Here is a 14,766-nt window from a genome sequence, read left to right as displayed (position 1 = left end):
TTCGGGTGGCGGGCCTTTAACATCTGCGTCACCGCAAGGTTTCTGAACCTTGCAGCAAGAACCTTCAACGAAGAAGGAAACCCCACATGGCACGCAGATTCCTTCCCGCCGCCGTCGCGCTCGCCGCGACTGCGGTTGTCATGAACCCGACTAGCGCACAGGCCTCCCCACCTGGCGCCAAGGACGTCACCGCCGTCCTCTTCGAGTGGAACTTCGCCTCCGTCGCCCGCGAGTGCACGAACACCCTGGGCCCCGCCGGATACGGCTACGTCCAGGTCTCCCCGCCCGCCGAGCACATACAGGGCCCGCAGTGGTGGACGTCGTACCAGCCGGTCAGCTACAAGATCGCCGGCCGGCTCGGTGACCGCACGGCCTTCCGGAACATGGTGAACACCTGCCACGCGGCCGGCGTGAAGGTCGTCGCCGACACCGTCATCAACCACATGTCGGCGGGCGGCGGCACCGGCACCGGCGGCTCGTCGTACACGAAGTACGACTATCCGGGGCTGTACTCCTCGTACGACTTCGACGACTGCACGAGCCGGATCAGCAACTACCAGGACCGCTGGAACGTCCAGCACTGCGAACTGGTGGGCCTCGCCGACCTCGACACCGGCGAGGACTACGTCCGCAGGACCATCGCCGGGTACATGAACGACCTGCTCTCCCTCGGCGTGGACGGCTTCCGCATCGACGCGGCCAAGCACATGGACGCCGCCGACCTGGCGAACATCAAGTCCCGGTTGAGCAATCCGTCGGTGTACTGGAAGCAGGAGGCCATCTACGGCGCCGGCGAGGCCGTCCAGCCCACCGAATACACGAGTAACGGCGACGTCCAGGAGTTCCGCTACGCCTACGACCTCAAACGGGTCTTCAACAACGAGAACCTCGCCTATCTGAAGAACTACGGCGAAGGCTGGGGCTACATGAACAGCGGCCTCTCCGGTGTCTTCGTCGACAACCACGACACCGAGCGCAACGGCTCCACCCTCAGCTACAAGGACGGCGCCAGCTACACCCTGGCCAACGTCTTCATGCTGGCCTGGCCCTACGGCGCCCCGGACATCAACTCCGGCTACGAGTTCTCGGACACGGACGCGGGTCCGCCGGGCGGCGGACAGGTGAACGCCTGCTGGCAGGACGGCTGGAAGTGTCAGCACAACTGGCCGGAGATCAGGTCCATGGTCGCCTTCCGCAACGCCACGCGCGGCGAGGCCGTCACCAACTGGTGGGACAACGGAGGCGACGCCATCGCCTTCGGCCGGGGCGCCAAGGGCTTCGTGGCCATCAACCACGAGTCGGGCTCGCTGACCCGGACCTACCAGACCTCGCTGCCGGCGGGGACGTACTGCGACGTGCAGAACAACACGACGGTGACCGTGAACTCCGGTGGCCAGTTCACCGCGACGCTCGGCGCGAACACGGCTCTCGCCCTCCAGACGGGCAGGCCGACCTGCTGAGCGGTCCGCGGGGCGCGTGAGGGCTCGCTGAAAGTTCTTTCCAACAGTTTCAGGACTCTTGCTGTAAGCGTTGCGGCGGCGATACGGTCGCGCGGGGTCGGACCCGAGAGAGCCGCACATCGCAAGGAGTCCACGTCAGTGATACCGAGATGGCCGGTGCCCTCCAGGCGCCGAACCGCCCGTGCGGGACGGGTCGCTGCGGTCACCGCGACCGCACTGGCCGCAGCACTCGTCCAGCCCCTCGCGGCCCGGGCCGATACTCCGCCCGCGCCCCCGTCCGACGCGAAGCTCGCCGCCGAGCCCGCCCGCCACGACGCCACCCGTGAGCAGTTCTACTTCGTCCTCCCCGACCGCTTCGCCAACGGGGACCCGCGCAACGACCAGGGCGGACTGACCGGTTCGCGCCTCGCCACCGGATACGACCCCACCGACAAGGGCTTCTACCAGGGCGGTGACCTCAAGGGCCTGACCGGGAAGCTCGACTACATCAAGGGCCTCGGCACCACCGCCCTCTGGATGGCCCCGATCTTCAAGAACCGGCCGGTGCAGGGGACGGGGGCCAACGCCTCCGCCGGCTACCACGGTTACTGGGTCACGGACTTCACCCAGGTCGACCCGCACTTCGGCACCAACAAGGACCTCGAGACCCTCATCGACAAGGCCCACGCCAAGGGCATGAAGGTCTTCTTCGACGTCATCACCAACCACACGGCGGACGTCGTCGACTATGAGGAGAAGTCGTACGACTACCTCTCCAAGGGAGCCTTCCCGTACCTGACCGAGGACGGCGTGCCGTTCGACGACGCCGACTACGCGGACGGCACGAAGAGGTTCCCGCCGGTCGACACCGACTCCTTCCCGCGCCGGCCGACCGTCACGGCCGCCGAGAAGAACGCCAAGGTGCCGTCCTGGCTCAACGACCCGACGATGTACCACAACCGCGGCGACTCCACCTTCGCCGGTGAGAGCTCCGAGCACGGCGACTTCGGCGGCCTCGACGACCTGTGGACCGAGCGTCCCGAGGTCGTCGAGGGCATGGAGAAGATCTACCAGCGCTGGGTGCGGGACTTCGACGTCGACGGCTTCCGGATCGACACGGTGAAGCACGTCGACATGGAGTTCTGGACGCAGTGGGCCACCGCCCTCGACGCCTACGCGGCGAGGCAGGGACGGGACGACTTCTTCATGTTCGGCGAGGTGTACTCGGCGGACACCGCCGTCACCTCCCCGTACGTCACCCGGGGCCGCCTCGACGCCACGCTCGACTTCCCCTTCCAGGAGGCGGCCCGCCAGTACGCCTCGCAGGGCGGCAGCGCGCAGAAGCTCGCGGGCGTCTTCGGCGACGACTACAAGTACACGACCGGCAAGGCGAACGCCTACGAGCAGGTCACCTTCCTCGGCAACCACGACATGGGCCGGATCGGGACCTTCCTGAAGCAGGACAACCCCACGGCCACCGATGACCGGATCCTCGCCAAGGACAAGCTCGCCAACGAGCTGATGTTCCTCAGCCGCGGCAACCCCGTCGTCTACTACGGCGACGAACAGGGCTTCACGGGCGCGGGCGGCGACAAGGACGCCCGGCAGAGCATGTTCGCCTCCCGCACCGCCGACTACCTCGACGACGACCGGATCGGCACCGACCGCACCCACGCCGAGGACGCCTACGACACGAGTGCGCCCCTCTACCGTCGGATCAGCGCCCTGGCGAAGCTCCGCAAGGCGAACCCCACCCTCACCGACGGCGTCCAGCAGCAGCGGTACGCGGCCGACGGGCCGGGGGTGTACGCCTTCTCCCGTACGGACGCGCGCACCGGCACCGAGTACGTCGTCGCCTTCAACAACGCCACCGGCAAGAAGACCGCCACCTTCGCCACCGGCTCGGCCCGCATGACCTTCAAGGGCGTCTACGGCACCGACGCCTCCCTGAGGAGCGACGGCGACAAGAAGCTCACCGTCACCGTCCCGGCCGGTTCGGCGATCGTCCTCAAGGCGGCCGGCAGGCTCCCGAAGCCCGCAACGAAGCCGACGATCACCCTCAAGGCCCCGGCGGCCGGCGCCACCGGCACCGTGGAGCTCTCCGCCGATGTCGACGGCGGGGGGCTGAACCGGGTCGTCTTCGCGGCCCGGACCGGCAACGGCAAGTGGCAGACCCTCGGCTCCGCCGACCACGCCCCGTACAAGGTCACGCACACCATCGCCGAGGACGTACCGCCCGGCACGGCCCTGCGCTACAAGGCGGTCGTGGTCGACTCGGCGGGCCGCACCGCGAGCGCCCTGGCCACCTCCACCACCGGTACCCCGCCCGTCGAGGAGCCGCCCAGCGCCTCCTCCCGCGACCACGTGGTCGTCCACTACAAGCGCGCCGACGGGAACTACGCCGACTGGGGCCTGTACGCCTGGGGCGACCTCGCCGACGGCGAGGCCACTCAATGGCCCGACAGCCACCCCTTCACCGGCCGGGACGCCTACGGAGCCTTCGCCTACGTCAAGCTCAAGCCCGGCGCCTCCAACGTCGACTTCCTCGTCATCGACGAGGACGGCGACAAGGACGTCTCCGCCGACCGCACGATCGACGCCACGAAGACCGGAGAGGTCTGGATCGAGCAGGGCAAGGAGAAGGTCACCACCGAGCGCCCCGCGTACCCGGCGCCCGACAAGACCAAGGCCGTCCTGCACTACCACCGCGCCGACGGGAACTACGACGGCTGGGGCCTGCACGTCTGGACGGGCGCCGCGAACCCCACCGAGTGGTCGAATCCCCTGAAGCCGGTCAAGACTGATACGTATGGTGCGGTCTTCGAGGTACCGCTCACCGACGGTGCCACCAGCCTCAGCTACATCCTCCACAAGGGCGACGAGAAGGACCTGCCCGCCGACCAGTCGCTCGACCTCAAGGCGAGCGGCCACGAGGTGTGGCTGTTGAGCGGCCAGGAGAAGTACCTGCTCCCGCAGCCCGCGGGTGCCTCGGCCGCCCTCGACCTGACCACGTCCAAGGCGGTCTGGATCGACCGGAACACCCTCGCCTGGAACGGCTCCGACGCCGCCGCCTCCACCCAGCTGCTCTACGCCCGCGACGGCTCGATCGCGGTGCGGGACGGCGCCCTCACCGGTGACGCCAAGTGGCTGCGGCTGTCGAGGACCGAGCTCGGCGACGCGCAGAAGGCCAAATTCCCGCACCTGAAGGAGTACGACGCCTGGACCGTCGACCCGCGCGACCGCGACCGGGTGCGCGAGGCCCTGCGCGGCCAGGTCGTCGCCACCCAGCGGGCCGCTGGGGGCACCTCCCAGGCGTTCGGCTCTGGGGGAGGCGCGGTGCTCGCGGCGACCGGGGTCCAGCTCGCCGGTGTCCTCGACGACCTGTACTCCGGCGCGACGCGGGCGGACCTGGGCCCGACGTTCTCCCGCGGCCGCCCCACACTGTCCGTGTGGGCGCCGACCGCGCAGCGCGTCTCGCTGGAGATCGGTGCCGCCACCGTGCCCATGAGGCGTGACGCCGCCACCGGCGTCTGGTCCGTCACCGGTCCGAAGTCCTGGAAGAACAAGCCCTACCGCTACGTCGTCAAGGTCTGGGCGCCCAGCGCCGGCAAGGTCGTCACCAACAAGGTCACCGACCCCTACGCCGTCGCCCTCACCACCGACTCCGAACGCGGCCTCGTCGTCGACCTGCGCGACCAGGCCCTGAAGCCCCGCGGCTGGACCTCCCTCAAGAAGCCCGCGGCCGTGCCGCTGCGGGACGCCCAGATCCAGGAGCTGCACGTCCGGGACTTCTCCGTCGAGGACCGCACGGCGCAACACCCCGGCACCTACCTCGCCTTCACCGACAAGGACAGCGACGGCTCCAAGCACCTGCGCGAGCTGGCGAAGGCCGGCACCTCGTACGTCCACCTGCTGCCCGCCTTCGACATCGCGACCGTCCCGGAGCGCAAGGCCGACCAGGCGACGGTCGACTGCGACCTGGCCTCCTACCCGGCCGACTCCGACAAGCAGCAGGAGTGCGTGGGGAAGATCGCCGCCAAGGACGCCTACAACTGGGGCTACGACCCGTACCACTACACGGTCCCCGAGGGCTCCTACGCCACCGACCCGGACGGCACCGCCCGTACCGTCGAGTTCCGCGAGATGGTCAAGGCACTGAACGAGGACGGCCTGCGGGTCGTCATGGACGTCGTCTACAACCACACCGCGGCGAGCGGCCAGGAGCGCACGAGCGTCCTCGACCGGATCGTGCCCGGCTACTACCAGCGGCTCCTCGCCGACGGGTCGGTCGCGAACAGCACCTGCTGCGCGGGCACCGCCACCGAGAACGCCATGATGGGCAAGCTCGTCGTCGACTCCATCGTCACCTGGGCGAAGGAGTACAAGGTCGACGGCTTCCGCTTCGACCTCATGGGCCACCACCCGAAGGCCAACATCCTCGCGGTCCGCAGGGCCCTCGACGCGCTCACGCCCGAGAAGGACGGCGTCGACGGCAAGAAGATCATCCTGTACGGCGAGGGCTGGAACTTCGGCGAGGTCGCCGACGACGCCCGGTTCGTCCAGGCCACGCAGAAGAACATGGCGGGCACCGGCATCGCCACCTTCTCCGACCGGGCCCGCGACGCCGTGCGCGGCGGCGGCCCCTTCGACGAGGACCCCGGCGTCCAGGGCTTCGCCTCCGGCCTGTACACCGACCCCAACTCCTCGGAGCACAACGGCACTCCGGCCGAACAGAAGGCCCGCCTGCTGCACTACCAGGACCTGATCAAGGTCGGCCTGTCCGGCAACCTCGCCGGCTACCGGTTCACCGACACCGGCGGGAGGGAGGTCAAGGGCTCCGAGGTCGACTACAACGGCCAACCCGCCGGATACGCGGACGCACCCGGCGACGCCCTCGCCTACGCCGACGCCCACGACAACGAGTCGCTCTTCGACGCCCTCGCCTTCAAACTGCCCGCCACGACCAGCGCCTCCGACCGCGCCCGGATGCAGGTCCTGGCCATGGCGACGGCCACCCTGTCCCAGGGCCCGGCCCTCTCCCAGGCGGGCACCGACCTGCTCCGCTCCAAGTCCCTGGACCGCAACTCCTACGACAGCGGCGACTGGTTCAACGCCGTCCACTGGAACTGCGCCGACGGCAACGGCTTCGGCCGCGGACTGCCCATGGCAGCCGACAACGCCGACAAGTGGCCCTACGCGAAACCCCTGTTGAGCAAGGTCAGGGTGGGCTGCGAGCAGATCGAGGGTGCCTCGGCCGCCTACCGCGACCTGCTGCGGATCCGGGCGTCGGAGAAGGACTTCTCCCTCGGCACCGCCGAGCGGGTGCAGTCCCGGCTCTCCTTCCCGCTCTCCGGCGAGGACGAGACGCCCGGCGTGATCACCATGCGGCTCGGTGACCTCGTCGTCGTCTTCAACGCCACACCCGAGCGGCGCGAACAGCGCGTCCCCGCGCTCGCCGGAACCGGCTACCGCCTGCACCCGGTGCAGACGGCGGGGGCGGACCTTACCGTCAAGGCCTCCTCCTACGCGGCGGAATCGGGTACGTTCGCCGTTCCGGGGCGCACGGTCGCGGTCTTCACCCGGGCCGCCCGGTAGCCGCACTACGTTGGGTGGGGCGGGCCGTGTCCCACGGTCCGCCCCACCCCCGTACGCCCTCGAAGGGCTGAGATGGACGGCAACGGCACACAGCAGGCCGACGGCACCACCGTGCTGGTCGTGGACGACGTCGCGGCCAGCCGGTACGCCATGGGCGCCGTACTGCGCCGGGCCGGCCACCAGGTCGTGCCGGTCGCCAGCGGCGGTGAGGCCCTCGTCGAACTCGACGTCCGGCTGCGGGACGGCACCCTGCCCGACGTGGCCCTCGTCGACGTGGGCCTGCCCGACATGAGCGGCTTCGAGCTGTGCCGCCGGGTCCGGGCCCAGCCGCCCATGGCGGCCCTGCCCGTCGTGCACTTCTCCGCCGCCGCGACCGCGTCCGGCGACCGGTGCCGGGGCCTGGACGCGGGCGGGGACGCCTACCTGACCGTGCCGGCCGAGCCACAGGAGATCCAGGCCGTGGTGCGGGCCGCCGTGCGCGGTGCGCGCCGCGCCACGGGCGCGGGGTCGGTCGTACAGCGTCTGACGCTGCTGTCCGAGGCCATCATCACCGTACAGGCGGCGCGCTGCCCGCAGGAGCTCGCCGCCGCGGCCGCCGAAGGCACCGCACGGCTCACCGCCTCGCCCGCCGTGGCCTTCGTGATCGGCCCGGACGGCGAGCCGCACCGGGGCACGGCGCACTGCCGCCCCGCCCCGGCGGACAGCGCCGCCCACCGCACGGCGGCCCGGCTCATCACCCGGCTCGCGGAGGGCCGCACGGGTGTGCACAGCGCCGTCGTCCCCGCCCCGCTGTGGCCGGCCGGGATCTTCCGGCCGGGCGTCGAGGAGGACGCCCGCCTGACCGTGGCGCCGGCCCAGGACGGCCGCTCGGCGGTGGGCCTGGCCACGCCCGTACGGCGCCTCCCGGTCCCCGACCCCGCGGACGACGGGCTGCTCGCCCGCCTCGCCCAGGCCACCGCGCTCGCCGCCGAACCGCTGCTGCTGTACCAGGTGGAGCGGCACGTCGCCCTCACCCTCCAGCGCAGCTTCCTCCCGCAGCCGCACAAGCTGCCCGACCTGGCCGGCGTCGACATCGTCGTCCGCTATGTGCCCGCCTCCCAGGAGACCGAGATCGGCGGCGACTTCTACGCCGCCCTGCGCACCGGTGAGGGCGTGCTCACCGCCGTCGGGGACGTCGTCGGGCACTCGCTGGACGCGGCCACCGTCATGGTCGAGATCCGGCACGCCCTGCGCGCCTACTGCGTGACCGAGAGCGACCCGGCGGTGCTGGCCGGGCGGCTCGACCGGATGCTCCAGCTGTACCACCCCGACGTCACGGCCACGGTGTGCCTGACCCTGGTCGACCCCGGCAGCGGGCGGATGCGGATCGCCAACGCCGGTCACATCCCGCCGCTGATCCTGGGCGGTGGGGGCGGCGCCCGGTACGTCGACGCGTGTGGTCCGCTGCTCGGGCTCGGGCTGGAGCGTCCCCCGCCGACCGAGGGGCAGCTGAAGCCCACCGACCGGCTCCTCATGGTCACCGACGGTCTCATCGAGACCCGCGGCATCCCCCTCGACACCTCCATGGCACAGCTGCGCACCGCCGCCGCCGACGCCCCCGACGGCCTCGACACCCTCTGTGACGTGCTGCTCGGCTGCTTCGGCCACGACCGGGACGACGACATCGCGATGCTGGCCCTGCGGTTAGGGTGAGCCCGTTGGCCGCCCAGAACAGGAGCACAGATGCCGCAGATCACCGTCGACTATTCCGCCGACCTCGCGGACGACTTCGACCGGCCCGGGTTCGCGAAGGCGCTGCACGAGGCCACCGTCGAGATCGCGGCCGCGAAGCCGCCGGCGTGCAAGACCCGGTTCCGCCCGACCGAGGACATCGTGGTCGGCCCGGAGGCCGAGGGACACGCCCATGTGCACGTCCACCTCGCGCTGCTCGCCGGCCGCACCGAGCAGACCAAGGCCCGGCTCACCGAGGCCGCCCTCGAACTGCTGCGGACGTACCTCAAGCCCGCCGAGGGGATCGTGCTGCACGCCTCCGCCGAAGTCCGTGACCTGGACCCGTCGTACCGGAAGTTCGAGGGCTGAGGCCGGTCGGGCTCAGGACGCCAGCGCCACCAGCCGGCCGGCCAGGTTCGCGAACGGGCCGTCGGCCGGCTCGTCCTCGACGATGCGGCGCAGCAGGGCCGCCATCTCCTCGTCATAGGTGGCGCTGACGGCGGCGAGCGCGGCGAAGTCGTTGACGAGCTGGGGTTCCAGCTCGGCCCGCGGAATGCGCCGGCCGTCGAGCCAGATCAGCGCCGTCGACTCGGCGAGCGAGATCCACGAACGGACGACCAGTTCCAGACGCGGGGGCGGATCGGTCACGCCCAGGTGCGAAAGGATCTGGACATACGCGGCCTGCCGCACGGAGTCGATCAGGGCGTTGGTCCTCGAGGAGCCGACAGCCGGCCCGCCGCGCATGAGGGCGGAGAATCCGGGTCCGTGCTCCTCGACGAAGTCGAAGAAGCGGTGCATCACGCGCAGCAGCCGCGCCCCCAGCGGGCCCTCGTGCGGCTCCACGAAACGCGCCGCGAGATCGTCCGAGGCCCGCTTCAACGCGGCCTCGTACAGGCTGAGTTTGCCGGGAAAGTAGTGGTAGACCAACGGGCGTGAAATGCCCGCGGCCGACGCTATCTCGTCGATGGAGACCTCGTCGGGCGAGCGGCGGCTGAACAGTTCGAGGGCGACGCCGATCAACTGCTGCCGCCGCTCCTCGACTCCCAATCTGCGGCGAACCCCGGTAGTCATGCGAACACCTTACCGATCGATTCCGGCCTCGAACGGACCGGATCGATCGCGGAGGTTCAGACACCCGCGCCGGGCGGGCGCCTCAACTGCCGGTCAGTGCAGCCCGCCGACCGACCGGCCGTCCCGCAGCGTCCCCTTCAGCTCGGCCCGCACCCCCCGCTCGGCCGGCACGGTCAGCAGACTGCCCCGCGCCGACCCGCTGACCCCGCCCTTCACCCGGATCGACGCGGTCTCCCGGCTGCCGGCGGCCAGCAGATACCAGTCGCCCGCCCCCGACTTCCACAGCACACCGGCCAGCACATGAGGATGGCGGGCCCCGCACGCCGGGACGTTCTCGGCCTTCGCCGCGACCGCCCCGTGCGTCCCGCCCGGCGTGTGGAACTGCGCCAGCACCCGCGCCCCGCCGCCCCGCCAGGTCTCGGCCCGTGTGCACACCCATGCGGCGTAGCCCGCCCCACCCTCCGGGCGGGGGGACCCCCAGCCCGCTTCGCTCGCGTCGGGCAGCCGCTGCTTGTTGAACGCCCAGGCGTTGACGCTGCGCACACCCGCGGAGCGCAGCGTGCCCAGCGAGCACGCGTACGGCTTCCAGGTGCGCAGCGCCTCGGCACCGGACACCTCGCGCGGTGAGCCCGGCCGCCCGCTGGTGAGCCGGGCCGGGACCAGTTCGCCGAGGTCGGTCAGCAGCCGCTTGCCCGTGCCGTCGGTCAGTTGCAGCACGTGCCACGACGTGCACCCGCCGGAGCGCAGGACCGGGCTGGCCAGCGGCGCCGTGACACCGTCGGTGAGGGCGAGGTCCATCGCGCCCGAGCCGGGCTTCCTCAGGTCCCGCCCGCCCGCCTTCTCCACCCAAGGGGCGGTCAGGTAACGGACGTTGCCGTCGGACCGGCCCAGGACCACCGCGCTCGACTCGGCCCGGCCGGCACCGTCGACCCGGGCGAAGTCGAGCACGGCGCCCTGCGTGCCGTCCTTCGGTTCGGCGTACCGGGCGACGCGCCAACCGTCGTAGAGGATCACCACCCGGGCGGCGTCGACCGTCCCCGCGTACAGCAGTTGCGGCGGTCCGGCCGGGCCACCGGACGGGGTGCCGGGCGTCGCCGACACCTGGACCGTCCCGCCGGGACGGGCCCAGACGGCCAGAGCGCGGCGCAGCAGGGCGGTGTCGCCGGTGAGATCGCCGCGGGCCGGCCACACGGAGAAGTCGGTGCGCGCCGAACTCCGCCAGGCGGCGGGGGAGACCCTGGTCAGCTTCGCCGGGTCCAGGGCGGCCTGGGCGGACGCGTTCCGCGCGTACGGGGGCGCGGCGGCGCCGTCCGGGCCCCAGCCCCCGCCGGGCAGACCGAGCAGTGCCCCGCAGACCAGCAGTGCGGCCCCGGCGGCCAGCGCCGCCTTCAGCTGCTGGCGGCGGCGCATCAGGTCGGTGGGGCGGGCCTGGAGCGAGCAGGGGTCGAACTCGGGGGAGTCGAGCAGCCCGTACTGGGCGGGGATCCCGTCGGCCTCCAGCAGCGCGCCGTCCGGGTCGGCGACGCCCGCGGCCGCGAGCACCTTGCGCACGGCGTCGTCCTCCAGCCGCTCCAGACCGCGCAGCGCGTAGGCGGCCCGGGCCGGTCCGGACAGGGTGGACAGCCGTTGGTCCAGGGCGAGTTCGTCGGCGCCGCCGGACCGCGGGAACAGCTTCAGGCCCCACACCTGCGGCAGCAGCGGCGGCAGCTGGGCCCGCCTGGGCCACGCCTTGCGCGTCAGCGGCAGCCCCGCCTCCAGCGCCGTACGCAGCACCTGGAGACGGACCAGGGCGTAGCCGGGGTCGCCGTCACGGCCGGTCGACTGGGTGGGGATCACCGGGGCCGGTGTGCGGTTGCCGCGGGGCAGTGCCCGCTGGGTGAGGGCGTGCGCGGTCAGGACGCGCCTGCCGCGGCCCGTGCTCGGCGGCAGCACCAGGTAGGCGAGCCGCACGAGCCGCGGATAGTGCTCGACGAGAGCGGCCTCGGCCTGCTCGACGTCGACGACCGGGCCGGCGGGGGAGGGGGACGCGGGGCGCTGGGCGACATCCTGTGGCTGCACGTTCAGCAGAACGAGCGAATCGTTCGATGGTCACCTGACCGCGGAGCGTCACGCCCCCGGTTGCTCCTCGGGCTTCACGAGTACCTGTGCGTAGTACGCCGCCGAGCGCTGGTAACGAGCGAGACGAGGCGCCAGCGTTCCCAGGGCGAGGGACAGCGCCTCCCGGTCCCGGCCGAGGCTCGACAGGCACAGGGCGAGGAAGAACCGCACGGGATCGTCCAGCTCGTCGGACGGGGCGTCCAGTTCGGTTTCGAGGAGCTTGACGCCCTCCTCGGCCTGCCCGATGTTCCGCAGCGAACTCGCCAGCTGGATCTTCGTCCGGCGCGCCTTGTAGGGGCTCACCTCACCAAGGCCGCGGGCCAGCGCCTCCCGGTACAGCGGGACCGCCCTGTCCGAGTGGCCGGTGGAGTCCCAGGCGCAGGCCTGTTCGAAGGGCCCGAGCGGGCTGCCCTCCGGCAGCTCGGCGACGAGGGCGTCGACATCGGCCCGTAAGCGCGCCTCGGCCCCCTCCCCTTCGCCGTAGTCGTCGAATCGGCTCCACAGGGTGGCCACACGGTCTTCCCAGTCCTGGTTCACCCGGACACCCTCGCACGGACGTGTCCACCCGGGCACCGGAGATTTGAGCACCGGGCGCTCCACAGCCGTACCGAAGGCCAGAGAGCCTCTGCCGGGGCTCCGTGCGGCATGCGTCCGGACCGTGCCGTGACAAGGACCGGAGGAACAGATGAGGGTGACCCGACCGATGCTCGCGCTGAGCGGCGCGGTGGCGATACTGGCGCTGGCAGGCTGCGGATCCGGCGGCAAGGACGAGGCTGCCGTCCCCAAGGAGGTGACCGGCAGCCTGGAGCACATCGCGGCCGAGGCCGAGTGCAAGCCCAACATGCAGACCGACGCCGACACCATCCGTCAGGCCATCTGCAAGAAGGGCAAGGAGAAGTACATCCTCGCCACCTTCGCCACCGACCGCGGCCAGCGCGAGTGGCTGAACAGCGCCAAGGACTACGGCGGCTACTACCTGGTCGGCCGCAAATGGGTCGCGGTCGGCCAGGAGAAGACGGTCACCTCGCTCCAGGGCACGCTCGGCGGGACCATGGAGGAGGGTTCCGAGCACATGAACCCCGGCGGCAGCCACAACAAGGGCGGCCACCACAGCTGACCGCACGGTCCGGGAACACGAGAAAGCCGGCGGTGGGAGATCCCACCGCCGGCTTTCTCGTGTTCCCGGACGAGGACTACTTGCAGTCCTGCCCGCTGTTGATGCACTGGACCATCTGGTTCATCACGTTCTCGTCGAAGAAGTTGATGAAGTCGTTGTGGTCGGTGATCGGCTTGTGCAGCTGCTCCGGGAAGGAGTCCACCGCGAAGGCGTTCTGCACCTGGCCGTTGTTGATCTGCGGCGCCTGAACGTCGTAGACCAGACGGACCTGGAGCTGGGGAATGGCCTTGAAGCCGTTCGAGCAGCTGCCGTCCGCCTCCACGAAGTCCACGTGGGTGCGGTGGTTGGCGCTGTCGATGTTCTGACCGTCCCAGCAGCTCTGGAAGTTGGACAGGCGGACCACGCTGCTGCCGTCGGGGCAGATCGGGTACTTGTCCGTCACCTGACGGTCCTCGAAGCCCGTGCAGGTCCAGGCGGTGTTGGCGTTGTTCAGGCCGTTGGTGAAGGACTTGGCGTCACCGGTGATGATGCGCAGGGCCTTCGGCATGGCGACGACGTCGCTCGTCTTGTTGCCGACGAACTTCAGCTGCGCCTCGGCCGGCTCGACGATCTTGCCGACGTTGCCGTCCTGACCACCGCCGGGCTGACCGGCGTCGATGTCGTCCGAACCGTCCTGGACACGGATGACCGGCCAGAAGTACGTCGACTTGTCGCCCTGGTTCTGGCAGGTCGTCTGACCGTTGGCCAGGTCGTCGTCGCTGGCGAAGGCGTTGTTGTTCTGGTTGCCGACGTAGTCGTGCTGGTGCTGCGCACCGTTGGACACACCGGGCGCCACGATCACGTTGTCCGAGTTGCGGTTCTCGTTCTCGTTGGTGCCGCACTCGGTGGTGAAGGTGCCGGTGGAACCGCCGTCGCCGTTGGCGGCCAGACCGTTCGGCAGGTTGCGGGAGTTGGGCTGGACGTCCTCGATGTTGATGAAGTCGTCGGCCGCCGGGCCGTTGCCGCCCTGACCGCCGTTGCCGCCCTGTCCCTGGTCCTGGCCGCCGTTGTTCTGACCCTGGTCCTGACCGCCCTGGTCCTGGCCGTCCTGGTTCTGGCCGTCCTGGTTCTGGCCGTCCTGGTTCTGGCCGTCCTGGTTCTGGCCGTCCTGGTTCTGGCCGTCGTTGTTCTGCCCACCGCCGCCGTTGCCGTCGGTGGTGTTCGCGTCGGCGGCCATGCCCTTGCACTCGGCCATCTGGGCGAGGTTGTCCGGAGCCTTTCCGCCCACTCGCTTGATGTTGATGCCGATCCGGTCGATGACCGCGGTCCGCTTCGACTTCAGCGGGCCGAGGATGGCGTTGTTGACGAAGCCGGAGTCACCGGCCTGGGCCTGACGCGTGGACGCGAGCCGGGTGTAGGCCTCGCTGATCTGCTTGTCGAGGTTCGCCAGCTCCTTGTCCACCCCCTGGCGGGCACCGTCCGGCACATCGGTCAGCTGCTGACCGACGTCCGGGCACTGGATCGTGGCGACCTGTGCGCCCGCGGACTTCGTCTGGTTCGCCGAGTTCTCCTCATGCGCCGAGGCATAGAAGTTTGCCCAGATCAGCCCGCCCCCACCGAGCGCTAGGGCCGCCGATGCGGCTATGGCCTTGGTGGCCATCGGCGTCCGGCGTTTTCTTGTGTTGCGTCCCATGGAACTCCTCTGACTTCCTTTTTCGGGGGCATCGAGGCGCCCGACAGGAGTGAAGCGGCTCCCTT

At 70.7% G+C, this 14,766-nt stretch carries 9 protein-coding genes; 5 read left to right on the top strand and 4 right to left on the bottom strand.

Annotated elements, in window-relative coordinates:
- Positions 1-86 precede the first annotated feature (86 nt).
- The 4 genes from ABEA82_RS00365 (at position 87) to ABEA82_RS00350 (ending at position 9,113) form a co-directional block, all read left to right on the top strand.
- Positions 87-1,460: an alpha-amylase gene (locus ABEA82_RS00365; protein ID WP_345659272.1), complete on the top strand. Its 1,374-nt coding sequence runs from the start codon at positions 87-89 to the stop codon at positions 1,458-1,460.
- A 138-nt stretch (positions 1,461-1,598) separates the two neighbouring features.
- Positions 1,599-7,034 carry a pullulanase-type alpha-1,6-glucosidase gene (pulA, locus tag ABEA82_RS00360; RefSeq protein WP_345659271.1) on the top strand — a complete coding sequence of 1,812 codons (5,436 nt, stop codon included), beginning with the start codon at positions 1,599-1,601 and terminating at the stop codon, positions 7,032-7,034.
- 72 nt (positions 7,035-7,106) lie between these two features.
- A complete protein-coding gene (locus ABEA82_RS00355) occupies positions 7,107-8,726 on the top strand; it encodes a SpoIIE family protein phosphatase (protein ID WP_345659270.1) in 1,620 nt (539 codons plus the stop codon).
- A 30-nt stretch (positions 8,727-8,756) separates the two neighbouring features.
- Positions 8,757-9,113, top strand: a complete 357-nt coding sequence (locus ABEA82_RS00350) for a 5-carboxymethyl-2-hydroxymuconate Delta-isomerase (RefSeq protein WP_345659269.1) — start codon at positions 8,757-8,759, stop codon at positions 9,111-9,113.
- A gap of 12 nt (positions 9,114-9,125) precedes the next feature.
- On the opposite strand, the gene ABEA82_RS00345 is transcribed toward ABEA82_RS00350, so the two are convergent.
- The 3 genes from ABEA82_RS00345 to ABEA82_RS00335 form a co-directional block, all read right to left on the bottom strand.
- A complete protein-coding gene (locus tag ABEA82_RS00345) occupies positions 9,126-9,815 on the bottom strand; it encodes a TetR/AcrR family transcriptional regulator (RefSeq protein WP_345659268.1) in 690 nt (229 codons plus the stop codon).
- 93 nt (positions 9,816-9,908) lie between these two features.
- The gene (locus ABEA82_RS00340; protein WP_345659267.1) at positions 9,909-11,873 is read right to left on the bottom strand and encodes a hypothetical protein; all 1,965 of its coding nucleotides are present in this window, start codon (positions 11,871-11,873) and stop codon (positions 9,909-9,911) included.
- A gap of 48 nt (positions 11,874-11,921) precedes the next feature.
- Positions 11,922-12,449 carry a tetratricopeptide repeat protein gene (locus ABEA82_RS00335; protein WP_345659266.1) on the bottom strand — a complete coding sequence of 176 codons (528 nt, stop codon included), beginning with the start codon at positions 12,447-12,449 and terminating at the stop codon, positions 11,922-11,924.
- Positions 12,450-12,597: 148 nt separating this feature from the next.
- Here ABEA82_RS00335 and ABEA82_RS00330 point away from each other — a divergent pair, with 148 nt between their 5' ends.
- Complete coding sequence (locus ABEA82_RS00330) at positions 12,598-13,029, top strand: hypothetical protein (RefSeq protein WP_345659265.1); 432 nt, start codon at positions 12,598-12,600, stop codon at positions 13,027-13,029.
- Positions 13,030-13,105: 76 nt separating this feature from the next.
- Here ABEA82_RS00330 and ABEA82_RS00325 read toward each other — a convergent pair whose 3' ends face one another.
- Positions 13,106-14,701: a DUF1996 domain-containing protein gene (locus ABEA82_RS00325; protein WP_345659264.1), complete on the bottom strand. Its 1,596-nt coding sequence runs from the start codon at positions 14,699-14,701 to the stop codon at positions 13,106-13,108.
- Between the last annotated feature and the right edge of the window lie 65 nt (positions 14,702-14,766).

It is taken from the genome of Streptomyces venetus (genome assembly GCF_039540295.1).
Lineage (GTDB): Bacteria > Actinomycetota > Actinomycetes > Streptomycetales > Streptomycetaceae > Streptomyces > Streptomyces venetus.
This window is presented reverse-complemented; position numbering and strand designations above follow the sequence as displayed.